25 protein-coding genes are annotated in these 23,423 nt (G+C 46.8%); 19 read left to right on the top strand and 6 right to left on the bottom strand.

The window, feature by feature from the left end; translation table 11 throughout:
• Positions 1 to 412 precede the first annotated feature (412 nt).
• Positions 413 to 1,783 (bottom strand): chromosomal replication initiator protein DnaA, encoded by a 1,371-nt coding sequence (dnaA, locus tag Q0Y65_RS08150; protein ID WP_297958786.1) that lies wholly within the window; start codon positions 1,781 to 1,783, stop codon positions 413 to 415.
• 566 nt (positions 1,784 to 2,349) lie between these two features.
• Between dnaA and rpmH the strand changes: the two genes are divergently transcribed.
• The 12 genes from rpmH (at position 2,350) to serS (ending at position 13,588) form a co-directional block, all read left to right on the top strand.
• Positions 2,350 to 2,484 (top strand): 50S ribosomal protein L34, encoded by a 135-nt coding sequence (gene rpmH, locus Q0Y65_RS08145; RefSeq protein WP_009986162.1) that lies wholly within the window; start codon positions 2,350 to 2,352, stop codon positions 2,482 to 2,484.
• Positions 2,485 to 2,550: 66 nt separating this feature from the next.
• The gene (gene rnpA / locus Q0Y65_RS08140; RefSeq protein ID WP_297958785.1) at positions 2,551 to 2,919 is read left to right on the top strand and encodes a ribonuclease P protein component; all 369 of its coding nucleotides are present in this window, start codon (positions 2,551 to 2,553) and stop codon (positions 2,917 to 2,919) included.
• Positions 2,916 to 3,203: a membrane protein insertion efficiency factor YidD gene (gene yidD / locus Q0Y65_RS08135; RefSeq protein WP_297958783.1), complete on the top strand. Its 288-nt coding sequence runs from the start codon at positions 2,916 to 2,918 to the stop codon at positions 3,201 to 3,203. Before rnpA ends, yidD begins: the two co-directional genes overlap by 4 nt.
• Positions 3,204 to 3,215: 12 nt before the next feature.
• The gene (locus tag Q0Y65_RS08130; RefSeq protein WP_297958781.1) at positions 3,216 to 4,361 is read left to right on the top strand and encodes a YidC/Oxa1 family membrane protein insertase; all 1,146 of its coding nucleotides are present in this window, start codon (positions 3,216 to 3,218) and stop codon (positions 4,359 to 4,361) included.
• Between the two features lie 21 nt (positions 4,362 to 4,382).
• Entirely contained in the window at positions 4,383 to 5,465 is a 1,083-nt protein-coding gene (gene jag, locus Q0Y65_RS08125; RefSeq protein ID WP_297958780.1) for an RNA-binding cell elongation regulator Jag/EloR, read from the top strand.
• A 48-nt stretch (positions 5,466 to 5,513) separates the two neighbouring features.
• Complete coding sequence (gene mnmE, locus Q0Y65_RS08120; RefSeq protein WP_297958779.1) at positions 5,514 to 6,875, top strand: tRNA uridine-5-carboxymethylaminomethyl(34) synthesis GTPase MnmE; 1,362 nt, start codon at positions 5,514 to 5,516, stop codon at positions 6,873 to 6,875.
• A gap of 33 nt (positions 6,876 to 6,908) precedes the next feature.
• Entirely contained in the window at positions 6,909 to 8,798 is a 1,890-nt protein-coding gene (gene mnmG, locus Q0Y65_RS08115) for a tRNA uridine-5-carboxymethylaminomethyl(34) synthesis enzyme MnmG (protein ID WP_297958778.1), read from the top strand.
• Positions 8,788 to 9,492: a 16S rRNA (guanine(527)-N(7))-methyltransferase RsmG gene (rsmG, locus tag Q0Y65_RS08110; protein WP_297958776.1), complete on the top strand. Its 705-nt coding sequence runs from the start codon at positions 8,788 to 8,790 to the stop codon at positions 9,490 to 9,492. Before mnmG ends, rsmG begins: the two co-directional genes overlap by 11 nt.
• 113 nt (positions 9,493 to 9,605) lie before the next feature.
• Positions 9,606 to 10,427: a ParB/RepB/Spo0J family partition protein gene (locus Q0Y65_RS08105; RefSeq protein ID WP_297958774.1), complete on the top strand. Its 822-nt coding sequence runs from the start codon at positions 9,606 to 9,608 to the stop codon at positions 10,425 to 10,427.
• Positions 10,428 to 10,584: 157 nt separating this feature from the next.
• Positions 10,585 to 11,412: a ParA family protein gene (locus tag Q0Y65_RS08100; RefSeq protein ID WP_297958773.1), complete on the top strand. Its 828-nt coding sequence runs from the start codon at positions 10,585 to 10,587 to the stop codon at positions 11,410 to 11,412.
• 17 nt (positions 11,413 to 11,429) lie between these two features.
• Entirely contained in the window at positions 11,430 to 12,284 is an 855-nt protein-coding gene (locus Q0Y65_RS08095) for a ParB/RepB/Spo0J family partition protein (RefSeq protein ID WP_297958771.1), read from the top strand.
• 11 nt (positions 12,285 to 12,295) lie between these two features.
• Positions 12,296 to 13,588, top strand: coding sequence for a serine--tRNA ligase (gene serS, locus Q0Y65_RS08090; RefSeq protein ID WP_297958769.1), 1,293 nt, complete (start codon positions 12,296 to 12,298; stop codon positions 13,586 to 13,588).
• An 88-nt stretch (positions 13,589 to 13,676) separates the two neighbouring features.
• Here serS and Q0Y65_RS08085 read toward each other — a convergent pair whose 3' ends face one another.
• The 3 genes from Q0Y65_RS08085 to Q0Y65_RS08075 form a co-directional block, all read right to left on the bottom strand.
• On the bottom strand, positions 13,677 to 13,775 hold the full coding sequence (locus tag Q0Y65_RS08085; RefSeq protein WP_297958768.1) for a DUF3789 domain-containing protein: 99 nt from the start codon (positions 13,773 to 13,775) through the stop codon (positions 13,677 to 13,679).
• Between the two features lie 129 nt (positions 13,776 to 13,904).
• Positions 13,905 to 14,069 (bottom strand): hypothetical protein, encoded by a 165-nt coding sequence (locus Q0Y65_RS08080; RefSeq protein ID WP_297958766.1) that lies wholly within the window; start codon positions 14,067 to 14,069, stop codon positions 13,905 to 13,907.
• A gap of 13 nt (positions 14,070 to 14,082) precedes the next feature.
• Positions 14,083 to 14,724 (bottom strand): hypothetical protein, encoded by a 642-nt coding sequence (locus tag Q0Y65_RS08075; RefSeq protein WP_297958764.1) that lies wholly within the window; start codon positions 14,722 to 14,724, stop codon positions 14,083 to 14,085.
• A gap of 458 nt (positions 14,725 to 15,182) precedes the next feature.
• Between Q0Y65_RS08075 and Q0Y65_RS08070 the strand changes: the two genes are divergently transcribed.
• The 7 genes from Q0Y65_RS08070 to Q0Y65_RS08040 all read left to right on the top strand — a co-directional run bounded on the left by Q0Y65_RS08070 (position 15,183) and on the right by Q0Y65_RS08040 (position 21,330).
• A complete protein-coding gene (locus tag Q0Y65_RS08070; RefSeq protein ID WP_297958762.1) occupies positions 15,183 to 16,340 on the top strand; it encodes an FprA family A-type flavoprotein in 1,158 nt (385 codons plus the stop codon).
• Positions 16,341 to 16,401: 61 nt separating this feature from the next.
• Positions 16,402 to 16,605, top strand: a complete 204-nt coding sequence (locus Q0Y65_RS08065; RefSeq protein ID WP_297958760.1) for a ferredoxin-thioredoxin reductase catalytic domain-containing protein — start codon at positions 16,402 to 16,404, stop codon at positions 16,603 to 16,605.
• A gap of 127 nt (positions 16,606 to 16,732) precedes the next feature.
• Positions 16,733 to 17,833 carry a GNAT family N-acetyltransferase gene (locus Q0Y65_RS08060; RefSeq protein ID WP_297958759.1) on the top strand — a complete coding sequence of 367 codons (1,101 nt, stop codon included), beginning with the start codon at positions 16,733 to 16,735 and terminating at the stop codon, positions 17,831 to 17,833.
• Positions 17,830 to 18,147 carry a thioredoxin gene (gene trxA / locus Q0Y65_RS08055; RefSeq protein WP_297958757.1) on the top strand — a complete coding sequence of 106 codons (318 nt, stop codon included), beginning with the start codon at positions 17,830 to 17,832 and terminating at the stop codon, positions 18,145 to 18,147. The genes Q0Y65_RS08060 and trxA overlap by 4 nt, the downstream gene beginning before the upstream one ends.
• Positions 18,148 to 18,282: 135 nt before the next feature.
• A complete protein-coding gene (locus Q0Y65_RS08050) occupies positions 18,283 to 18,777 on the top strand; it encodes an RNA polymerase sigma factor (protein WP_297958755.1) in 495 nt (164 codons plus the stop codon).
• Positions 18,767 to 20,485 (top strand): hypothetical protein, encoded by a 1,719-nt coding sequence (locus Q0Y65_RS08045; protein ID WP_297958753.1) that lies wholly within the window; start codon positions 18,767 to 18,769, stop codon positions 20,483 to 20,485. Before Q0Y65_RS08050 ends, Q0Y65_RS08045 begins: the two co-directional genes overlap by 11 nt.
• Positions 20,486 to 20,583: 98 nt before the next feature.
• Positions 20,584 to 21,330, top strand: a complete 747-nt coding sequence (locus Q0Y65_RS08040) for an exodeoxyribonuclease III (RefSeq protein ID WP_297958752.1) — start codon at positions 20,584 to 20,586, stop codon at positions 21,328 to 21,330.
• A gap of 61 nt (positions 21,331 to 21,391) precedes the next feature.
• Here Q0Y65_RS08040 and Q0Y65_RS08035 read toward each other — a convergent pair whose 3' ends face one another.
• Positions 21,392 to 22,189, bottom strand: a complete 798-nt coding sequence (locus tag Q0Y65_RS08035) for a TIGR02452 family protein (RefSeq protein ID WP_297958750.1) — start codon at positions 22,187 to 22,189, stop codon at positions 21,392 to 21,394.
• Between the two features lie 13 nt (positions 22,190 to 22,202).
• Positions 22,203 to 23,303: a metallophosphoesterase gene (locus tag Q0Y65_RS08030; RefSeq protein WP_297958748.1), complete on the bottom strand. Its 1,101-nt coding sequence runs from the start codon at positions 23,301 to 23,303 to the stop codon at positions 22,203 to 22,205.
• Positions 23,304 to 23,423 lie beyond the last annotated feature (120 nt).

Genomic DNA, 23,423 nt, shown 5'->3' with positions numbered 1-23,423 from the left:
TATATTGTTGTTGTTATTGTGTCGGTGGAAAAGTTGGAACAGGGCATATTTCAAGATATACGCCGCAGAGCTCGTCCACAGGACACTGTTGTGAAATTCTTGAAATTGGGGAAACCGTGAGAGCCTGTCCGTTTTTGTGTGAAAAAGGTTGATGATTGTTGAGTTGAAATGGAAAAAAAGTTGAGAAAAAAGTGGAAACAGAAAAAATCCTGTATCATCACGGTGATAATTTCACAATGCTGTTAAGTGTTGAATGTTTCCTGTGTTGAAATGATATCCGACAGCTTTTGTATAAAAACGGGATCATCATTTTCAGCACGGGAAAAACCAACGGATAAAGTCTGAAATAAGTTTTTAACACACTGTTGAAAACTCTGTTGAATGAGCGGCAATCAACTTTTTAAACGTTGACTCAGACCTTGCTCTTGTCCTTGATGTTCTTGATGATATCGTTTACGAGATTCTTCAGGTTAGAGTCCTTTTCCATAGACTCTGTAACGCTTGTTACCGAGTAAACGATAGTGGAGTGGTCTCTGCCGCCGAACTCTGTACCTATGGAAGCAAGGGGCATCTGAGTGATCTCGCGGACAACGTATATAGCCACCTTACGGGCTGTTGAGATCTGAGCGGAGCGCTTGCTGGAGCGGAGATCCTCGGGAGATACGCCGTATACCGTGGAAACCTCGGAGATGATCTTCTCCACTGTGATGGGTATGGGCTGCTCGTCTGTGAGTACGTCGCGGATAACGCTCTGAGCCATGGATATTGTTATGGGGCTTCCTGCGAAGTGGTTGAGAGCCTTCAGACGTACAACAGCGCCCTCCAGCTGACGGATATTTGACTTCAGGCGGTTTGCCATGAATTCTGCGACCTCGCTGGGCATCTTCAGCTCTAAAAGCTCGGATTTTCTGTTGATGATAGCAAGTCTCGTCTCATAGTCGGGAGCGGAGATATCTGCGATAAGGCCGCCCTCGAAGCGTGTGCGGAGACGCTCCTCAAGGGTAAGGAGCTCCTTCGGAGGCTTATCCGAGGTAATGACTATCTGCTTGCCCTCCTGGTGTAGCTTGTAGAAGGTATGGAAGAATTCCTCCTGCATACGCTCTCTGCCGGAGAAGAACTGTATATCGTCTATGAGGAGTATATCGGCATTTCTGTACTTGTCGTGGAAGTCGGATATGCTGCTCTTGTTGAGAGCGTTTACCAGATCGCTTCCGAAGGTCTCGCTGGTAACGTAAACTATATTGAAGTCGGGGTGGTTCTTTCTCACTTCATTTGCGATAGCCGTAATGAGGTGGGTCTTGCCCATTCCCGAGGGGCCGTATATGAACAGCGGATTATAGTCGGGCACGGCCTTGCTGCCGCAGTTCTTTGCCACGGATTTACTGCAGGCAAGGGCAAACTCGTTTGAGCGTCCTTCGATGAAGGTATCGAAGGTATAGTCGTAATTTGCAAATTTATATGACTGCTCAAGCTCTGCGTGCTTCTGTTCAAGCTCTGCGTCCGTGGGGACCTTGATCTTTTCTGGCTCATCGGATTCAACATTTATGGTGATATCCACATTGAGGCCCACAACGTTGAAGAATGCGTCCTTGATAGCGTTGGAATATGAGCTCATTACAATATTTTTCTGGAAATCCGTCTGTACGCTGAAAATAGCGTCAGTGCCTTTAAGATCGATGGGAACGAGGGGATCTATCCATGTCTTGATGCCTATTTCGGGTATCGTTCCGTTTTCGAGGCAGTAGCTCTTTACTTTCTCAAAAACCTCGTCAAATGAATTCATAATAACCTCCGGATGTATGTAAGTATAGTTGGAGAAAAAATGACGTGCTCTCCTATTAATAATATATAAGACAATTATACCATAAAGGGTAAAAAAAAGCAAGCACATTTCACTGTTTAAGAGATAGAAAATGAGGCCTCTTTCAACACACAAATTGACATATTGTTGAAAACTGTGTTGAAACACCTTTAAAATCTCTGAAAAAACTATGCCATTACCTTGTTTTATGGTGATTTGAAATGTTGAAACCCGTCGGTTGATAAGAATTTTTCCACAATGGTTTAAGTGAAACAACTATTTTGTCCTGTTTTGTATCAGAAGCTGATTTGTTGCGAAAATCGGACAAAGTGTTGAAATTTCTGCCTCATTGGTTCAGAATAAATTGTCAAAAAGACAGAAAATCGTCTCCCCGATAAAAAAATTCTGCGAATTGCTTGACATGAGAGGCTTTTTAATATATAATGATTTAGTGTAATGCAGGGCGAAGTGTCCCTGCGCGTAGATCACGTCAGTCAGAGCGCTGAAAACGCTCTTGTATACAATTTGCAGAGAGGAGGACACTGAATATGAAAAGAACATATCAGCCTAAGAAGCTCCACAGAAAGAAGGAGCACGGCTTCATGAAGAGAATGGCTACTAAGAACGGCAGAAAGGTTTTAGCTCGTAGAAGATCTAAGGGCAGAGCAAGATTAACTCACTGACGAGGCTGACCACAAAATCTTAATTTTGTGGTCTTTTTTGTTAGGACGGCTATTGCAGGTGCGATTATGCTTTATACGGAAATATTGAACGACAATAAGGACTTCCTCGCCCTGTACAAAAAGGGCAGGTATGCCGCTTCAAAATATTCGGTCATATATGTCAGACCAAACGGCAGACCCTTCAATCGCCTCGGTATAACCGCAGGAAAAAAGGTGGGCAATGCCGTCTGCCGCAACAGAGCTAAAAGGCTTATCCGTCTGGCCTACAGGAACTGCGAGGTAAAGCTGCCTGTGGGTATGGATATCGTCATTGTTGCAAGATCTGCCATATGTGAGATCAAATCGCAGGAATACTGCGGCTATATGGAAAAGTACGGAGCTGCCGACATCAACAGGATGTTCAGGAGCTTTGACAGCAGTAAAAAGCGCGTATGAGATATATAGTTCTGGGACTGATAAAGTTCTACAGAAGGTTCATATCTCCGCTTTTTCCCCCTAAATGCAAGTATTATCCTACCTGCAGCACTTATGCTCTGGAAGCTGTCAGGCGCTTCGGCGCTGTGCGGGGCTCGGCTCTTGCCGTGTGGAGGATCCTCCGCTGCAACCCATGGTCACTGGGCGGTATAGACCATGTCCCCGAGAAATTCACCTTCAGGGTGAAAAAGTATAACTTCATTGACCCTGATTACGGTGAGGATGAAGACAACAAAAAGAACTAAGAGGGATGAATATTGAACGCACTTTATGATTTGATCGGTGTGCCTTTCGGCTATCTGATGAGACTTATTTACTCGTTTTGCAATAACTATGCCGTGGCTATCATCATATTCACGGTTGTTACAAAGGTATTGCTCTTCCCTGTCAGCTACAAGACACAGAAGAGCGCCGCAAGAATGCAGCTTCTCAACCCGAAGCTGGAAAAACTCAAGAAAAGCTTCGCCAATAACCCCCAGAGACTTCAGGAGGAACAGCAGAAGCTGTATCAGCAGGAGGGCGTGAACCCCATGGGATCATGTCTCCCCATGTTTATACAGATGTTCCTGCTCTTCGGCGTTATCGACGTTATCTATAAGCCCATAACCCATATCCTTAACATATCCAAGGACGTTATAAAACAGGCTGTAGGCATCGCAGGCGAGAATACAGGCGATTCACATCTCAATATGAAGAACCTGAGATGCGAGCTCCTCACTATGGAGAACCTGAGAGACCACAGCGACAAGTATGCTTCCCTGGGTGAGAATTTCCTCTCGAAGGTATCCGAATTCGGTGAGAAGTTCACTATATTCGGCGCAAACCTCGGAAAAACTCCCACTCTCCACCCCAAGGGCGGCTGGACACAGGAAATGATAATCCTCGCAGCTATCCCGATACTTGCAGGTCTCTCTCAGATGCTGGTATCGGTATACAGCCAGATCCACCAGAAGAAGACTAATCCCGCAGCTCAGACACCCGGCGGCTGTATGGCTGTCCTTACCTTCGGTATGCCTCTCCTCTCGGTATGGTTCGCATTCCAGGTACCCGCAGGTGTCGGCTTCTACTGGATATGGTCATCAGTATTCTCATTCCTCATTACCTTTGCGCTTAACTGCTACTTTACTCCCGAGCGCATCAAGGTCATAAATGAGGCTGAAAAGGAAAAAGCAAGAATTTACGCAGAAAAACATCCGAATAAGAAATCATTCATGCAGAAAATGATGGAGCAGCAGGCTGCTCTCGATGAGCAGAACAGCGGTTCGTCCTCTTCGGGCAAGGCAAAGGGCATTTCACGTTCCGAACAGAACAAGCAGAACCGCGACAAGCTCAAGGAAGCAAGAAAGCGTATGGCTGAAAAATACGGTGATTCTTACGACGATGATGATAATGATGAGGACTGATGTCCTCAGGGAGGTAAAAGTATGACTGAAATTTTTACAGCAAGATCCATCGAAGAGGCTAAGGAGTTAGCCGCAAAGAAGTTCGGCAGGAAGATCAGTGAGATCAGATTCGAGATCATCGACGAAGGCAAAAAGGGACTTTTCGGACTTGGCGCTAAGGAAGCAAAGGTAAAGGCTACCGTTGACAGCGTTTCATCAGTACAGAGCAGCGCTCCCAAGGCAGAGCCCGTGACCACAGCTCCCGCAGCAGAGGCTGAGAAGCCCGCAGTAAAGGCTCCCGTTAATGAGAAGCCTGTTGTAACTACAGAGACTAAGGCTGAGCCTAAGCCCGCTGCTGAGGTAAAGCCCGCCGTTACAGAAGCTCCCGCAGCAGAGGCTGCCGAGGAGATGGAGGAAGAAGCTTACTCTCTCGATAACTTCACACTCATCGAGGACGAGGCTCTCATCAATCCCAAGGTAAAGCTGGCTAAGGACTATATCACAAGCATACTCAGAGCTATGGACGTTGACGCAGAGTTCACTGTATATCAGAACGAGACAGGAGCTGTCATCAACATCGAAAGCAATAACAACGGTACTATCATCGGCAGACGCGGCGAGACCCTCGACGCTATCCAGTATCTCTGCTCTATCATCGCAAACAAGGGCGACAAGGATTACTACAGGATCACAATTGACTGCCTCGGCTACAGAAGCAAGAGAAAGGAAACTCTTGAGCAGCTGGCAGCAAAGGTGGCCAAGTCAGTTCTCAGAACAGGCAGATCACAGCCCCTTGAGCCTATGAATCCCTATGAGAGAAGAGTTATCCACTCTGCTATCTCAAATATTGAGGGCGTTTCCTCACGCTCTGTTGGCGAGGAACCCTACAGAAAGATAATCATTTCTTCCAATAACCCCAGAAGAAGCGGCGGACGCCGTGACGATCGCCGCGGCGGCGGAAGAAGAAATGACAGAAGAAACGGCGGCGAGAGAAGAAACCGCGACAGAGAGGTAAACATGGAGCGCAGAAGCGTTGACCTCTCAACAAGCTTTGAAAAGGATTACAAGAGACCCAAGCCCGAGGACAACATCGAGGGCGGCCTCTACGGAAAGATCGAACTTTAATATCTTAAACAACGGCTTTATGCCGTTGTTTTTTTAGGAAGTGATATAATGTCCACTATAGCTGCCATTTCTACGCCAAACGCCGTGGGAGGTATAGCTGTCATACGAATATCCGGCGAGGAAGCCCTCACTGTTGCGGAGAAGGTGTTCTCCCCTTACGGCGGCAAAAAGGTAGCGGATATGGAGGGTTATACCTGCGCATACGGCATAGCCCACGACGGAGATGAACGCCTTGACGACTGCATACTCACGGTTTTCCGCGCCCCTCACAGCTACACAGGTGAAGATGTTGCGGAGCTCTCATGCCACGGCGGTCTCTATGTAACAAGGAAGATTCTCCGCGCGGCTCTGAAAAACGGAGCTGTCAACGCAGAGGCAGGCGAGTTCACAAAAAGGGCATATCTCAACGGAAAGCTTGACCTGACCCAGGCTGAGGCAGTCATGGATATAATCTCCGCTAAGGGTGAGCGTGAGCTTAAAATGGCGGAGAGCCTCCGCGAGGGTGCGGCTTTCAGAAAGGCGGACAGCTGCTCGCAGAAGCTGCTGAAAATACTGGGAGATCTTGCAGCATGGGCGGACTATCCCGAGGAGGATATCCCCGAGGTGAGACCTGAAACTCTTATTGCTGAGCTTACCGATGTCCGCGATGAGCTGCGTTCGCTGGTGAAGAATTACGACAGCGGAAGGATACTCCGTGAGGGAGTTGCAACGGCTATAATCGGACGTCCCAACGTTGGCAAGTCCACCCTTTTCAATTGCCTCAGCGGCTGCGAGAGGAGTATCGTTACCGAGATCGCAGGTACTACCCGTGACGTTATCGAGGAGACTGTCCGCGTTGGCGACATCACTCTGCGGCTCTCCGATACCGCTGGTATCCATGATACCGACGATGTTATAGAGGGTATAGGTGTGGAGATGGCCGAGAAGAAGATAGCCACTTCCGAGCTTGTGATCGCTGTTTTTGACGGAAGCTGTCCGCTGACGGAGGACGATCTTTATTTAATTAATAAAATTAATAAAAGTAACACTATAGCTGTTATCAACAAAAATGATGTGGATCAGCTTATTGACACTTCCCTTCTGAAGGACAGAATTCAACATATTGTATATTTATCGGCCAAAGAGAACAGGGGTGTTCAGGAGCTCCACAAGCATATAGAGGAGATATTCCAACTTAATGAAGCTGATTTTGATACCGCTACAGCCGCTAATGAGAGGCAGAAAAAGTGTATTGACAATGCACTTGAAGGTATTGAAAGTGCTATTTCATCACTTGAAATCGGTGAAATGCTTGACGCGGTGAATGTTCTTATTGATGAGGCCGAGCAATCTTTGCTTCAGCTTACGGGAAAGAAAGTTATGGATGCAGTTGTTGATGAAGTATTCTCTCGCTTCTGCGTCGGAAAATAAAGTGTTTCACGTGAAACATCGGGAGGGATAAGCTTGACATATAAAATGGGAGAATTTGACGTTGCAGTTGTGGGCGCTGGCCACGCAGGCGTAGAGGCGGCTCTTGCCGCCGCCAGACTTGGCTGCAAGACTGTAATGTTTACCATATCACTGGATCAGATCGCGAATATGCCCTGTAATCCGTCAATTGGAGGTACTGCAAAGGGCCATCTTGTCCGTGAGATAGACGCTCTGGGCGGTGAAATGGGCAAAGCCGCGGACCGCTGCTTTATACAGAGCCGTATGCTAAACCGCGGAAAAGGACCTGCCGTACACAGTCTGAGAGTCCAGGCAGACCGCGTGAGATATCATGAGTACATGAAAAATGTCTGCGAAAAACAGAAAAACCTCTTTGTGAAGCAGGCTGAAATATCTGAAATAGTAACAGAAGACAATAAAATAACAGGAGTCCGCACTTCACTGGGAGCGGAATACAAGGTCAAAGCAGTAATAATTGCGACCGGTACATATCTTAAAGGCAAGATACATATAGGCGAGGTTTCATATGAAAGCGGTCCTGACGCGGCTTTGCCAAGTAAATTCTTGTCAAAAAGCCTCGAAGAAAATGGAGTTGAGCTCCGCAGATTCAAGACGGGAACTCCATGCAGAGTCAACAAAAGAAGTATTAATTTTGATATAATGGAAAGACAGGACGGCGACGAGAAAATAGTCCCCTTTTCATTTGAGACTGATTCGGAGACACTTGATAATAAAGTAAGCTGTTATGTCACATATACAAACAGTAAAACCCATGAAGTAATACTGGCAAATCTTGACAGATCGCCTTTGTACTCAGGCAGGATAGAGGGAGTGGGTCCGAGATACTGTCCGTCCATAGAGGACAAGATAGTCAGATTTTCAGATAAGCCGCGGCACCAGCTTTTTGTTGAGCCTATGGGATTAAGCACAGATGAGTACTATTTGCAGGGAATGTCGTCATCGTTACCTGAAGATGTACAGCTTGCATTTCTGCGGACAATAGACGGTCTTGAGGACGTTGAGATAATGCGTCCTGCATACGCCATTGAGTATGACTGCTGCAACCCGAATCAGCTGTCCCCTACTCTTGAATTCAATAATATAGGGGGACTCTACGGCGCAGGCCAGTTCAACGGCAGCTCAGGCTATGAGGAAGCAGGAGCACAGGGACTTGTGGCAGGCATAAATGCTGCATTGAAGATAAAAGGCCGTGAGCCCATGATCCTTGACCGTGCGAGCTCATATATCGGCACTCTCGTGGACGACCTTGTGACAAAGGGCTGCTCCGATCCATACAGAATGATGACTTCCCGAAGCGAGTACAGGCTTATTCTCAGGCAGGATAACGCGGATCAGCGCCTTTCGCCTATTGGTCACGCTATCGGACTTATCTCAAATGATAGGTATGAGAAGCTTCTTGAAAAGGAACGGCTTACGAGAGAGGAGATCGAACGTGTTTCAAAGATGAATATTTCTCCCTCTGAGAAGCTTAATGTTTACCTTGAGTCATGTGGAACATCTCCTCTTTCCACTGGCTGCAAAATGTCCGATCTTATACGCCGTCCTCAGCTGAATTATAACGATCTTGCTGTTTTTGACAGCGGCCGCCCGGAGCTTCCGTGGGAGGTATGCGAGCAGGTCGAACTTCAGATCAAATATGAGGGATACATTGAAAAGCAGCTCGCTCAGATCGAGCAGATGAGAAAAATGGAGTCCAAGAAGCTGCCGCCCGATATGGATTATAGCCTTATTTACGGGCTTAGACTGGAGGCGGTGGAGAAGCTGAATAAAATAAAGCCACTGTCTATCGGACAGGCTTCAAGAATTTCGGGTGTATCCCCTGCCGATATTTCTATGCTTGCTGTCTGGCTCATGCATGAGAAGGGAGAAAGTCATGATACCTGATTATGGACTATCTTGCTCTGAGTTCGGAGCTGTCGGCCTGACATTGACAGCTGAGGTTTATGACAAGCTAAGGACATACTCGGACTTTCTCGTCGAGTATAATGAAAATGTCAATCTCACTGCAATAACAGAGCCGAAGGAGATACTCAGAAAGCATTTTATTGACAGTATACTGCTGACAAAATACGCAGAAATCCCCGATAATTCGTCATTTATTGATGTGGGAACAGGCGCCGGATTTCCTTCTGTGCCTCTGAAAATATTCCGTCCTGACATAAAACTGACACTTCTTGACAGCCTTAACAAGAGGATAGATTTTCTGCGTCAACTCTGCGAAAGGCTTGAAATTGAAGCAGAATTCATACACGGGAGAGCTGAGGACGTTTCAAAAAAACCAGAGTACAGGGAGAATTTTGACTTTGCCACTGCCCGCGCAGTTGCCAATATGGCGCTTCTCAGCGAGCTGTGTATTCCTTTCGTGAAGAAAGGCGGCAGCTTCATTGCGATGAAGGGACCCAATGAAGATATAAGCCTTGGATATAATGCGGTGCAGCTTCTCGGCGGTTCCGTCGTAAAAACAGTTGATTACGACCTTTTTGATGAGAAAAGGAAGATCGTCATTGTAAAGAAAATATCGCAGACTCCGCCAAAATACCCTCGCAATAGCAGTCAGATCAAGAAGAAAACTCTTTGAACTGCTCGTATAATGACATACGGATCGCCATTTTGTTCCAAAATGGCGATTTTTTTGTATGGAAACTATTTCCCGCAGGTGCTAAAATTAAGAAAAAAGCATCGGAGGTCATTATGGCAGGATTTTTGAATTTTACTAAAGAAAAGCTTGTAAACAAGGTGGTTGAGATCGGAGTTGACGAGATCTGCCCCAGCCCTTATCAGCCGAGAACGGATTTTTGCGAGGATATAACCGCCCTTGCCGAGTCAATTGCCCAGAACGGTATTCTCCAGCCGCTTTCCGTGCGAAAGAAGGACGGAAAATACGAGCTGATAGCAGGGGAGAGGAGGCTTCGTGCCGCAAAGCTCTGTGATCTGAGCGTTGTACCCTGCATCGTTTATGATATAAGCGACAGACACTCGGCAATTCTTGCGCTTGTGGAGAATATCCAGCGACAGGATCTTTCTTTTTTTGAGGAAGCTGCGGCTATTGAGCGCCTTCTCACTCACTACGGAATGACCCAGGAGGACGCCGCTGCAAAGCTTGGCAGAGCCCAGAGCACCATTGCTAACAAACTTCGACTTCTCAGGCTTACGGATAAGGAAAAGGAGCTTATAGTCCGCTACGGACTTACAGAGCGCCATGCAAGGGCTCTGCTAAGGCTTGGAAGTGCCGAGGACAGGCTCTTTATACTAGAAAAGATCATAAGGAACAATCTTAATGTTGAGCGCTCCGAGAAGCTTATCGACGAGTTTATAGGCAGCAACAGAAGCAGAGTCAGCTATAAGAAGCGGTCGGCAGTGTTTCAGAATGTGAAGATGTTCGTGAATACCATAAACAAAGCCGTGGAGACTATGCAGGCCGCGGGAATATCCGCAGATTCGCGGAAGATACAGAACGAGGACTACATCGAGTACCGCGTCAGGATACCGATACAGAAGACCAGCAGAGATTGAAATTGTTTCACATGAAACATTTATGGTGTTTCATGTGATTTTTTTGTCCGAAAATGTTTCATGTGAAACATTTTTTGAAAAAAAAATCGGCCTTTCTTATTTACAATAGGGAAAAAAGGTGCTATAATAGTATAAGTAAATCTGAAAGGAAGATAATATGGGCAAGATCATTGCTGTTGCCAATCAGAAGGGCGGAGTAGGAAAGTCCACCAGCGTAATAAATATAGCTGCGTATCTCGGTTCACGGGACTTCAAAGTGCTTTGCATTGACTCCGATCCCCAGGGCAATACAACAACGGGCTTCGGTATAAAGAAAAAGTCTGTACCTGCGTCCACCTACGACGTCATAACAGGCAAGACCCGCATACAGGAAGCAATTATCCCCACCGAGTTCAAGAATGTCTCAATAGTTCCTGCAACAGAGGATCTTGCAGGCTGCGAGCTTGAGCTGGCACAGAATGAGAACAGGGTGAACAGGCTGAAAATGCAGCTCCTGACCTGCAAGGACGATTTTGATTATATATTTATCGATTGTCCTCCTGCGCTGGGAACTATCACCATAAACAGCCTTGTTGCCTGCGATAGTATAATCGTTCCCATGCTTGCGGAGTTCTACGCGCTTGAGGGACTTTCACAGCTTGTGAACACTATCAAAATAGTTAAAAATAATTATAATCCCGTTCTTGAGATCGAGGGCATACTCTTTACCATGTTCGACGGCAGACTCAATGTTGCCAACGATGTTGTGGCAGAGGTGGAGAAATACTTTCCCGACAGCGTTTTCAAGACCAAGGTGCCCCGTAACGTGCGTATTTCCGAGGCTCCCAGCCACGGAAAGCCCGTGATGTACTACGACAGGACCTCCAAGGGCGCAGAGGCCTATGAGCTGGTGTGCCACGAGATACTTGGCGAGCCGCTGGAGCTCCCGAAAAAGAAGAAGATCTTCTCTTTCAAAAAACATAAGAAAGGAAAACATTCGTCCTGACGAATGAGGTTTGAATTATGGCAAAAGGTGGTCTCGGCGCAGGATACGGGCTTCTGTTCAGCGATAACAGCAGCGATATACAGGTAAAGAAAACACTGCGCACCTCTGAGATAGAGCCGAACCGCGATCAGCCGCGTAAGGCCTTCAGCGATGAAGCTATAACAGCTCTTGCGGATTCTATCCGCGAGCACGGTATGCTTCAGCCGATACTTGTCAGACCAATAAAGACAGGCGGCTATCAGATAGTAGCAGGGGAGAGAAGATGGCGTGCGGCAAGAATGCTGGGTCTCGACGAGGTCCCCGTGAATATCAGGGAGCTGACGGATCTGGAGACTATGCAGATCGCTATCATCGAAAACCTTCAGCGTGAGAACCTGAACCCTGTGGAAGAAGCCGCGGGTTATAACGAGCTTATCGAGAAATTCGGCATGACTCAGGAAAAGGTTGCAAAAATGGTGGGACGCTCCCGTTCCGCAGTTGCAAACGCTGTAAGGCTTCTGTCACTTCCCGAAAGAGTGCTGAAAATGCTGGAAAACGGTGATATCTCCGCAGGCCATGCAAGAGCTCTGCTGGGCTTTGAGGACGAGGAGATGCTGATAGCTACAGCTCTCAGAGCTGCCGACGGAGGACTGACAGTCCGTCAGGTGGAGAAGGCTGCGCAGAAGTCTGCGGAGCATAACGAGGAGGCTGCACCGGCGGCTTCAAACAAAAAGATCGATAATTACTTCAAGGAAATGGAGCTCTCACTTAACGAGCGCCTCGGCAGAAAGGTCAAGGTGGACTACGGCAAGAACAAGGGCGCACTCATTCTTGAATTCTATGATAAAAATGACCTCGCAGCACTGGCTGAAAAGCTGGCAAAAGAGGACTAAGGAGAATAAATATGATAGACATTAAGCTTATAAGAACAAACCCCGAGCTGGTAAAAGAGAACATCAGGAAGAAGTTCCAGGACGACAAGTTAGCCCTCGTTGACAAGGTAGTTGAGCTGGACAAGCAGTACAGAGAGACTAAGCTGGCCTGCGATAATCTCAGAAACAGCCGTAATGTAAAGAGCAAGGAGATCGGCGGCCTTATGAAGAACGGTCAGAAGGAAGAGGCCGAGAAGATAAAGGCTGAGGTTTCTGCTCTCGGTAAGGAGCTTGAGGAGAAGGAACAGCTTGAAGTAAAGCTTGAGGCTGATATCCGCGAGATCATGCTTGTTATACCAAATATAATCGACGACAGCGTTCCGATCGGTAAGGACGACACAGAGAACGTTGAGGTGGAGAAGTTCGGCGAGCCTGCTGTTCCCGATTTTGAAGTACCTTACCACGTTGATATAATGGAAAAGATCAACGGCATCGACATCGACAGCGCAAGAAAGACCAGCGGAAACGGTTTCTATTATCTCTGCGGAGACATCGCACAGCTTCAGAGCTGCATACTCTCCTACGCAAGAGACTTCATGATAGACAAGGGCTTCACATATTATATCCCTCCCTTCATGATAAGAAGCAACGTTGTTACAGGCGTTATGAGCTTTGCTGAGATGGAAGGCATGATGTACAAGATAGAAGGGGAGGACCTTTACCTTATCGGTACCTCTGAGCATTCCATGATAGGCAAGTTCATTGATACTATCGTTCCCGAGGAGGAGCTCCCCAAGACGCTCACAAGCTATTCTCCCTGCTTCCGTAAGGAGGTAGGCGCTCACGGTATCGAGGAGCGCGGTGTGTATCGTATCCACCAGTTTGAGAAGCAGGAAATGGTGGTTGTATGTAAGCCCGAGGAGTCTATGGACTGGTTCCACAAGCTCTACAGCTACACAGTTGAGTTCTTCCGCTCACTTGATATACCCGTTCGTACTCTTGAGTGCTGTTCGGGAGACCTTGCAGACCTGAAGGTAAAGTCCATCGACGTTGAGGCATGGTCGCCCCGTCAGAAGAAGTATTTCGAAGTAGGAAGCTGCTCGAATCTCGGCGACGCACAGGCAAGACGTCTCGGCATCAGAGTAAAGGCTGAGGACGGAAGCAAGTATTTCGCACACACGCTCAACAATACAGTTGTAGCTCCCCCGAGAATGCTTATCGCGTTCCTGGAGAACAACCTCAACGAGGACGGTTCTATCCGTATACCAAAGGCTCTCCAGCCTTATATGCGCAAGGATATCATCAAGGTACCCGAGAAGAAGTAATAAGTAAATAAGTGATGGCAGGGCGGCATTTTGCCGCCCTTTAATTATGCTGTTTTTTATTGCAGGCAGAGGAACGGCGTCCCCTACATTACATATGTCCGTCGCCCCACTTTGCCGCTGTACAGAGACACATTGTTACGACGCCAACCACGCCTCCGCACATACTTCCCAATAGAAAACCAAGCATGACTTCCTCCTTTATCTGAATAGAATATGACGGAGCGGAACCGCTCCGCTCATCTCATATATTTATATTATGTACGGTTTTTCTTACAATATACAAAAAAGCGGACTATTTAAAGTCCGCTTTTAATTATTACTTGTCATTTTTTGGTGTGTTATTTGTGTAGTATGATAAGCTTTCATCATCAGGGGAATAGCCTTCATTTACTGTCTGAAGGAAATCATTTGTATCATCAGGATTGAAGTCCTTGAGACTGTCACCGCTTTTTAACTTATCCAAAAAATCATTGCTGCACATAGTAAAAACTCCTTTACTGAAAAAAATTATATTTTATACCGCTTAAAATAACAGAGCATATAATAACTGTCATGATGAGGACCAATGCAATATTGAAATACTTCATTCTTTTGTTTGTTATTTCTCTGTTCTTGTTTGTGGCATTGCTGTAAGAGCCGGCTATGAAGACCTCAGAGACACCTGAGCTGGTTTTGTGAAGATCCTGTCGTATCAGTTTATCGGTACAGATCTGGGAGTAAGGTCGTGATTTGATACTGAGAAATAAAAAAACAAATGCCCCTGCATATGCTACTGTCATTACTATCCAGAATGTGAAATAGAAATTGAATGGGAGCTGCAAGCTGATATCATCGTTAAGCATTTTTGTCAGCTCTGAAAAATCAAAGAACTTAACAATGAAAAGAAACATAGCAGAGCAAAGTGTGATACCCAGATTGACTTTGGTATCAGTTTTGGTTATCCTCTTGAGCTCATAGTCATATTCGCTTTTCATCGTGTCAAGGATGATGCTGCTTGACGGATAATCGGGAGGTGTTTTTTCTGCTTTTTTTTGTTCGGTGCTGTCATTTTGAGGTTGGATATTCTCTTTACTTGTCTGACTTTTATCGCTTTGATTATCGTCTTTGTGGTTGTTTTTCTTCTTGTATGATGCCATGGCATTTCCTCCTTTTCAGATGATAAACATATCTTATCACATGGCAAAAATAATGTCAATAAATATGAAAACGTAGGATATATGATTTTTTTATGAGTTATTCTGAAACAAAAATGCCTTATCCGCTGCGGAATGATCCTGAATATTTCAGAAGGATCTTCAAATAGTAATAATACACAAAGACTATGAAAAAACGCCCCCTCCCCCGCCGCAGAATGACCGAGAGAGGGACTCCCCTGTCGGAGAATAAGGCTGTTTTCCGTAGGAGCTGCAACAGCATATACCGCTATAGTGATTTTGAATTAACAAAATAAGGGGAGTGAGGGAAGTGAAATAGGTACAAGAAAAAAGTTTAAATTTGTTGCAAATGCCACTTTTCAAGTATGTTGTCTTTATGTTATAATAATGCTATAATATCAGGCTTAAAAGCTGAGAATGATGAAAAGAGGTAATTACCAATGAATAAGATAACCAACGACATTTACTATATCGGAGTCAATGACCACGAGGTCGATCTCTTTGAGGGACAGTACGACGTGCCCAATGGCATGGCTTATAATTCATATATCATACTCGATGAAAAGGTTGCGGTATGCGATACCGTTGACGGTAATTTCACAGCTCAGTGGCTGGACAATATCACAGAGGTGCTTGCAGACCGCAAGCCCGACTATATAATAGTACACCACATGGAGCCCGATCATTCCGCTAACCTGAAGAGCTTCCTGGAGAAGTACCCCGAAACTACAGTTGTAGGCAATGCAAAGACCTTCGGAATGATAGAGAATTTCTTCGAGGATCTCACCATCGCAAACAAGCTTGAGGTAAAGGAAGGGGACAAGCTCAGCCTCGGAAGCCATGAGCTCACATTTATACTTGCTCCCATGGTACACTGGCCCGAGGTAATGCTCTCATACGACAGCACAGACAAGGTGCTTTTCTCCGCTGACGCTTTCGGAAAGTTCGGCGCACTTGACGTGGAGGAGGACTGGGCCTGCGAGGCTCGCCGTTACTACTTCGGCATAGTGGGCAAGTACGGTATGCAGGTACAGGCTGTACTGAAGAAGGCAGCTGCTCTTGACATAAAGATAATCTGCGCACTTCACGGTCCCATACTCACCGAGAACCTTGACTACTATCTGGGACTCTATAACACATGGTCAAGCTACGGTGTGGAGACGGACGGCGTTTTCATCGCCTACACTTCTGTTTACGGTAACACAAAGAAGGCAGCAGAGCTCCTCAAGGAGAGACTGGAGGCAAAGGGCTGCCCCAAGGTAGCTATAGCAGACCTTGCAAGAGAGGATATGGCAGAGTCCGTTGAGGACGCATTCCGCTACGGAAAGCTGGTCATCGCAACAACGACGTACAATGCCGATATCTTCCCCTTCATGAAGCACTTCATTCTCGACCTTACCGAGAGAAACTATCAGAACAAGACCATCGGTATCATCGAGAACGGAAGCTGGGCTGCAACTGCCGCAAAGGTAGTAAAGGGTATGTTTGAAAAGTCCAAGAACATCACATGGACAGATACCACTGTATCTATCAAGTCTGCGGTAAAGGCTGCAAACATCGAGCAGATAGAGGCTCTTGCAGACGAACTTGTGAAATAAGAATACAGATATTTACTTACCCCGCCTCAGGCGGGGTAATCAAAAAAAGGAGGGACTGAATATGAAAATTACGCTCAATCCCGATAAAGAAGTTGTTGACAGAGTAAAAGAGGGACTTAAAATGAAGGACGGCTACTGTCCGTGCAGACTGGCGAAAACTCCCGAGAACAAGTGTATGTGCAAGGAGTTCCGCGACCAGATAGCAGATCCCACATTTGAGGGCTTCTGCCACTGTATGCTCTATTATAAGTCGCTTGAAGACTAATGACAGAAATAAAGGAGATATGACCATGAACGGGTTATTCAGATTAAGAAATTCATAACAGCATGAGACTTGATAAATAGTTTCATGCTTCTCACAGCAAAACTATTTTATTGAGGAGAATATTGTTATGATATTTCAGGATAATGTTGTAAAAGAGTATCTTAAAAACGTATATTTCATTTCGGGAACAGCCTGCGGCGGCAAGACCACTGTTTCACGGGAGCTTGGCAGAAGATACGGTATCCACGTATATGATATCGACGAAGCCTTTGCCGCTCATCAGCAGATCTGCGACAGTGAACATCAGCCGAATATGTGCAGGCAGTTCAGAGACGCAGACGAATTTTTCGGACGCAGTGCAGATGAATATAAAAAATGGCTGATAAACAACACAAGGGAACAGCTTGATTTTGTTCTGCTTGATCTTATGAGACTTTCGCAGGATAAAAAGGTGATATGCGACTGTCATCTGACTCCCGAGGAAGCTGAAAGGATAACAGAAACGTCAAGGGTGATATTCCTGATAAATGATACGCCCGATATTGTGAATGCTTACTGTGACCGCATAGACCATACAGATTTCAGGGACTTCATTTACAGTGCATCCGATGTGGAGAAGGCAAAGGCGGTCTGCAATGAAACGCTCTGTTCACTGAGCAGAGAACGCATAAGCAGTATAAAAAACAGCGATTATTTTTATATTGACCGCAAAAACGGAAAAACAGTCGAGGAAACTGTTCAGCTGGCTGCACAGCATTTCGGTCTGATTACTGTAAGCAAAGTGGAAAGAGGCTCCGCTCTTGCGGAGAAGCTTCTTCGGTTCGTGGAGAACTGCTCATGGTATGAGGTCAAGGAGCACATCGCTGATATGCTCAGGTCGTGGGAGTTCACGGACTGGGAGTGTATGTTTGCCGCTGTGCATGACGGCGAGATAGTGGGTATGGCTTCTGTAATGAAGACGGACTACTACCCTCTGCCGGATATTTACCCCTGGATATCCTGCGTCTTCGTTACGGAGAGCGCAAGGGGACAGCGTATCAGTGGGCAGCTCATAGAGCACGCCAACAGATACGCGAAAGAGCTGGGCTTCACGAAAACCTATATTCCCACGGAGTATACGGGATTTTACGAGAAATACGGATACAGCTATGTCCGTGATATAGTGAATTACGGAGGCGGCACTGACCGTCTTTATGTCAAGGATTTACAGACAGGAGGTCTATTATGAACGAAGTAATTATCACAAAGGAAAACTTTGACGAGGAAGTACGCAACTATAAGGGTATGCCTGTGCTCATGGACTTTTGGGCAAGCTGGTGCGGTCCCTGCATGATGCTGGCTCCCATAGTTGAGGAGATAGCCGACGAATACGACGGCAGGGTAAAGGTATGCAAGGTCAATGTTGACGAGCAGCCCGAGCTTGCGGCAGCTTTCAGAGTTGAGAGCATACCGCTGCTGGTGGTCGTAAAGGACGGCGCCATAGTAAAGCAGGCAGTAGGCCTTCGCCCCAAGGAAGCCGTAATAGATATGTTAGGACTCTGATAAACAAGGCTCACCGCGAATACCGGTGAGCTTTGCTGTTAATACAGAAAAAATTTTTTGTTTCTGCACGGAAATACTCTCCTGCGTTGTATATATCTATGAAGCGACGCTTTCAGAAGAAAGGAGGAATAACCTATGAATGACAACTCAGCGCTGTACGCATTCAACAGATTCGGCGATACAGTCCTGCGAACGGCCTTTGCTATGACGGGAAACTATCAGGAAGCAGAGGATATAACCCAGGAGGTCTTTCTGAACCTCCATTCAAAACCGCAGGAATTCGAGTCCGATGAACATATGAAGGCATGGCTGCTCCGTTCAGCCATCAACCGCTGCAAAAATCTCAGGAAAAGCGCCCGTATGATGAGAAACTCTCCACTTGACGAGGTGCTGGAAAACACCCTCAGCTGTGAGTTCACACCGAGGGACAACGAGATAAGAGAAATGATATCAGAGCTGCCCAAAAAGTATTCTTCGGTGATATTCCTTTACTACTTTGAGGAGTACAACATCAGGGAGATCGCAAAAATACTGGGAAAGAACGAGAATACGGTCAGCTCATTATTGCAGCGCGGAAGAAAAAAGCTCAAAACAGAACTTGAAAGAGAGGGGTATGTATATGAGACCTAACGAGTATAACGACCTCCTGTGCAAGATAAAATGCAGCGACGAGTTCCGCAGCCGTATGCAGGAAAAACTGAAGGAAGCTCCTGCAAAGGAAGCGGAGTATGAGGAAACAGTAAGCGGTACAGAGGTAATAACACAGAAAAGCAGATGGGGAAGATTTGCTGCGGCAGCTGCGGTTGTTGTCCTTATAGGCGGAGTCGCAGGCGGCGGAGCCTACCACTTTGCAAATATAAATGAGGATACCAAGATCGAGGAAACACAGGCCGGTGACAGCATTTTGTATGAGCTCAAGGAGCATAAAGACGATTATGACGCAAAGCTGATAGTAATGAATCCTACAAATGGCAATACATCCATAGTTGATATCAACAAGGATCAGTTTTTCAGCTATATGGAGAATAATAACGTCTATTACGAACTGCCTTACGTTGTCGAAAGCAGAAACAGTATTTCTGTAGTGTTTTCTCCCGTAGATACTGATAAAGATCTCTTATATCAGTTTGAAATTTCCGAAAACGATACGTTTAACTGGAGAAAGACCGAAAACGGCAAGAAAAGCACAGCTTATTACAGCTATGATGACGGAATTAATCACTATGGCGAATTTGGTCAGATGTTTGTCGGCAGTGAGATCATGGAAGAGATGAGACAGGTCTCAAAAGAATACCTGGAAAAAAATCTGAAGGATATCGTTGACAGTGTTACAGGACAGGCAACTCTGACTGAAGGCGCCGAGGAAAGCAGGGACATCAAATATGAAGTCGACAGCAACGGCTTGCTGGAGGATATCCTCAGCTTTGACTGGAAAACATCATATGCGGTATACGGAAAGAATATGTATATGATCAATTTGAATAAAATGAATTCCTACTTCATGATGAGTGACATGGGTTATCTTGTGCTGTTAAATGATAGCTTCAGCGGTACCTACAAGCTGGCAAACAGCAGCGATCTGGAGGCATTCAAGTCATTGGTCATTGCAAAGCATCTCAGTCTGGCTCAGTATGACTGGACCATTGACAGCTCCACCATAAAGCGTGCATTTTCTACCCAGTATGAAGGCATAACGGTGGACTTCTATCCCGACAGCGGACAGTTCACAGAGAGCACGAAATATGTCCTCAGGGACAGCAACGGCTTCAAGAAGGAAATATCCTCACTTCAGTGGGTGAGCTGCGAGACGGACGAGGCTGAGATATATAAGGACTTCTATTCTATGGACTCGCTTATCAGCAGAAACGGATATATCCTTCCCAAGACTGACGGTGCAAGGCAGTACGCATACAAGCTTAAAAATGAAAGCAGCATTGAAAGGCTCAGAGAGATATGCGACGAGCATCTTATACCTCTGGAGTCCGGCGTGGATGCTTCAAAGTATGATATAATGGACGCCTTCCCCGAATCCTATAAGGGCGGTGAGGCCCAGTTCCGTGCTGACGACGGACAGTTCACGGAAAGCAGGGAGTGTACCGTAACTGATTTTGACAGACTGAAAAAAGAGATCTCAGACCTTGAATGGACGTTCTGCCTGGACGAAATGGATAATGTATACAATGATTTCTACATTGCAGGAGCTGTTATCAGCCGGAATGGTTACGTTTATCCTCAGAATGGCAGTCAGAGCAATATCTCTTATAAGCTGAAAAACGACAGCGATATAGAGAAGCTCCGCGGGATACTTGATAAATATATAGAAATACAGGATAATTGAACGATAGAAAGTTGAAATTTATAAAAAACTATGCTATAATATAGGAAAGTCTCCGCAGTTGTCGTGACTGCGGAGAAATTCTTTCCGGAGGTATAACAATGAAGCTCATATCATGGAACGTCAACGGATTCCGCGCCTGTCTGCAAAAGGGCTTTGAGGACTTCTTCAGGGCTGCGGACGCCGATATATTCTGCCTGCAGGAGACAAAAATGCAGCCCGATCAGGCTGATTTCAGGCCCGAGGGCTATAATATATACTTTCACAGCGCTATAAAGAAGGGCTATTCGGGAACGGCCGTTTTCAGCAAAACAGAGCCAATATCCGTGACCTACGGCATTAACGGCACCCATACGGACGAAGGCCGCGTCATCACCTGCGAGTATGAGGACTTTTACTTTGTATGCTGCTATGTTCCCAACGCTCAGGACGGTCTCAGGCGTATCGACTACCGCATGGAGTTCGAGGACGACATGAGAGCCTATCTTTCGGAGCTCGATAAGAAAAAGCCGGTTATCTACTGCGGAGATCTCAACGTTGCACATGAGGAGATAGATCTGAAGAACCCGAAGTCCAACCGCGGAAATGCAGGCTTCTCCGACGAGGAGCGCGGCAAGTTCACGGAGCTTCTCGGCGCAGGCTTTGCGGACACCTTCCGCAGGCTCTATCCCGACACAGTTACATATTCGTGGTGGTCATACCGCTTTAAGGCACGCGAAAAGAACGCAGGCTGGCGTATAGACTATTTCGTTGTGTCAGAGCGCCTTATGGAGCGCGTGAAGGATTCCGTGATACTCACAGATGTAATGGGCAGCGATCACTGCCCCGTAATGCTGACTATAGAATAAAAAAACGGGTACTGTTGTACCCGTTTTTTTGTAAGTGATGATGTTATTGCAGACCGGATATTTATAAGGTGAATGCTTTTTTGAAGCTGAGATAATTCCGTCCGTCCTCCTTGCCGTAGACTGCAAAGCAGACATTGTCAAAGAGTCTGCCGTAGCCCTCGTCCACAAGTACCTTTCTGAAATATCCCGCCACTTCATCGGGCTTGTTGCCGAAAGCTCCGCAGCCCCATGCTCCGAGAACGAGGTTCCTGTGACCGTGCTTTGCCGCAATGGCCAGCATTATGCGTATGCGGCCTGTCATAGCCTCGGCTATTTTATTATTGGAGGCAAACAGCGCCGCACCCCGTCTGTTGGGAGCAGGCACCGTGATAACGGAAGCCCTGAAGGGAATGCTCCTGAGACAGCAGCCCTCGCCGCGGAATACCCAGACCTCGGGAGAATATATCATATAGTCCGATTCCACAGCGCTGAGGTGAGTGTTGTTATAATGGTACATCTCCCTTGCAGCTTCCGAGGTTATGGAGGCATACAAGGTGCTGCACCTGCAAAGGGCTTCTTCCTGCGCATTTGCGCCCAGACGGAAGCCGCCGCCTGCCTTGTGAGCGTTGGCGAAGTTCATAACGAAGGGGTTCTCGTAACGGCTTGCAGCCTCGAACGAATCGTAGTTATTTACGGTGATGCTGCACATCTCTCCGTCGGGGATCACAGTACTGCCTGCAAGCTCCGCACCCTTTACGGGAGTCCATACCTCAGCTGCGGAATAGCCTTTTCCGGGAAGATCGATGCGCTTTCCGTCCTTTTCATAAAAGCCGTCGGCGTTTATCTTTATGGTTTCGTTTGCGATAGCTATATTATTCATATCAGCACCTCTTTCAGTTTTTTACGTCAATGACCACATATTCGGAGCAGGTCCCTGTCTTGAAGGGGATAGCCCAGCCTGAAATGCCCGAGGTCACTATAAAATCGGTATTGTCCCGTTTTGTATGTCCGTACACGAAATCATTTGCACCGAGAAGAAGTCCCACATATCCGGACGGCCAGAGGTGTCCGCCGTGGGTATGTCCCGAGAATACAAGGTCGGCGCCTGCTTCTGCTTCCTTAGCGTAGTCGTTGGGCTGATGATCCAGTACCAGAGAAAAGGCAGCAGGGGAGATATTTTCTGCGTACTCCGGCATTTCCAGCCGTCCCTCGTCGTTCTTGTCAAGGCGGCCTATTATATTGAAGCCCTCGGTGACTTCGGCGGTCTCGTCCTCAAGGACGGTGACGCCGTTCTTTTCCAGCTCCCGACAGAGGTCGGAGACGTTGAAATCGCGGTAGCCCTTGTAATAGCCTCTGTCGTGGTTGCCGAATATGAAGTAGACTCCGTATTTAGTGTCGAGCTGCCCCAGCGCCTTGCAGGAACGGACCATATCCGCCCTGCACGAATCGTCGTCCACGAAATCTCCTGCCACAACGACAATATCGGGCTTTTCTTCCTGAACGCGCTCCATTTCGCGGGCGAAGTCCTCACCGTCAAGGGTGATGCCCAGATGAGAGTCCGCTATGCCTACTATGCGGAGGCTCCCGCCTGCAATGGGCTTGTCAGTGCGGAGCTCATAGGCTGTTCGTTTTACAGTGTGGGCGTTGTACCAGCCCACAGCAAGATAAACTGCCGTGAACAGAACGACGGCAGCGCCCTCGATATAGAGGCGGCGCTTCTTTTTTGCGGCCTTTCGGATAATGGCGGCGATGATATCGGCTATGAGCCAGAATATCATCAGGTGGATAAGCACCACTATTACGGTGAAGTAGTTGATAAAGCCGAAGCAGGCGAGTCCGCCGAAGGGTATCAGGCAGACCAGCCAGGACAGCAGCTTATGCTTTTTGCCGAGCTTTTCGATGAAGCTGAAGCGGTGAAAGCGCGTGAAAAGATATATTGTGCCGCTGATGGCCAGTATCAGAAGTATGGCGAATAAGATCAGCCAGAATGACATAAAGACCTCCTGTTGTAAATCATAATTTGCAGCGTGACGCAGATGGCGGCGTCCCCTGCACGGAAACACCGGTTCATGCAATTATAAATGCTGATTTATACTATATTATCATATTTTTTT

This window comes from uncultured Ruminococcus sp. (assembly GCF_947301925.1).
In the GTDB taxonomy this organism is placed as follows: domain Bacteria; phylum Bacillota; class Clostridia; order Oscillospirales; family Ruminococcaceae; genus Ruminococcus.
The sequence above is the reverse complement of the archived record's forward strand: the minus strand, read 5'-3'. Positions and strand labels throughout refer to the sequence as shown.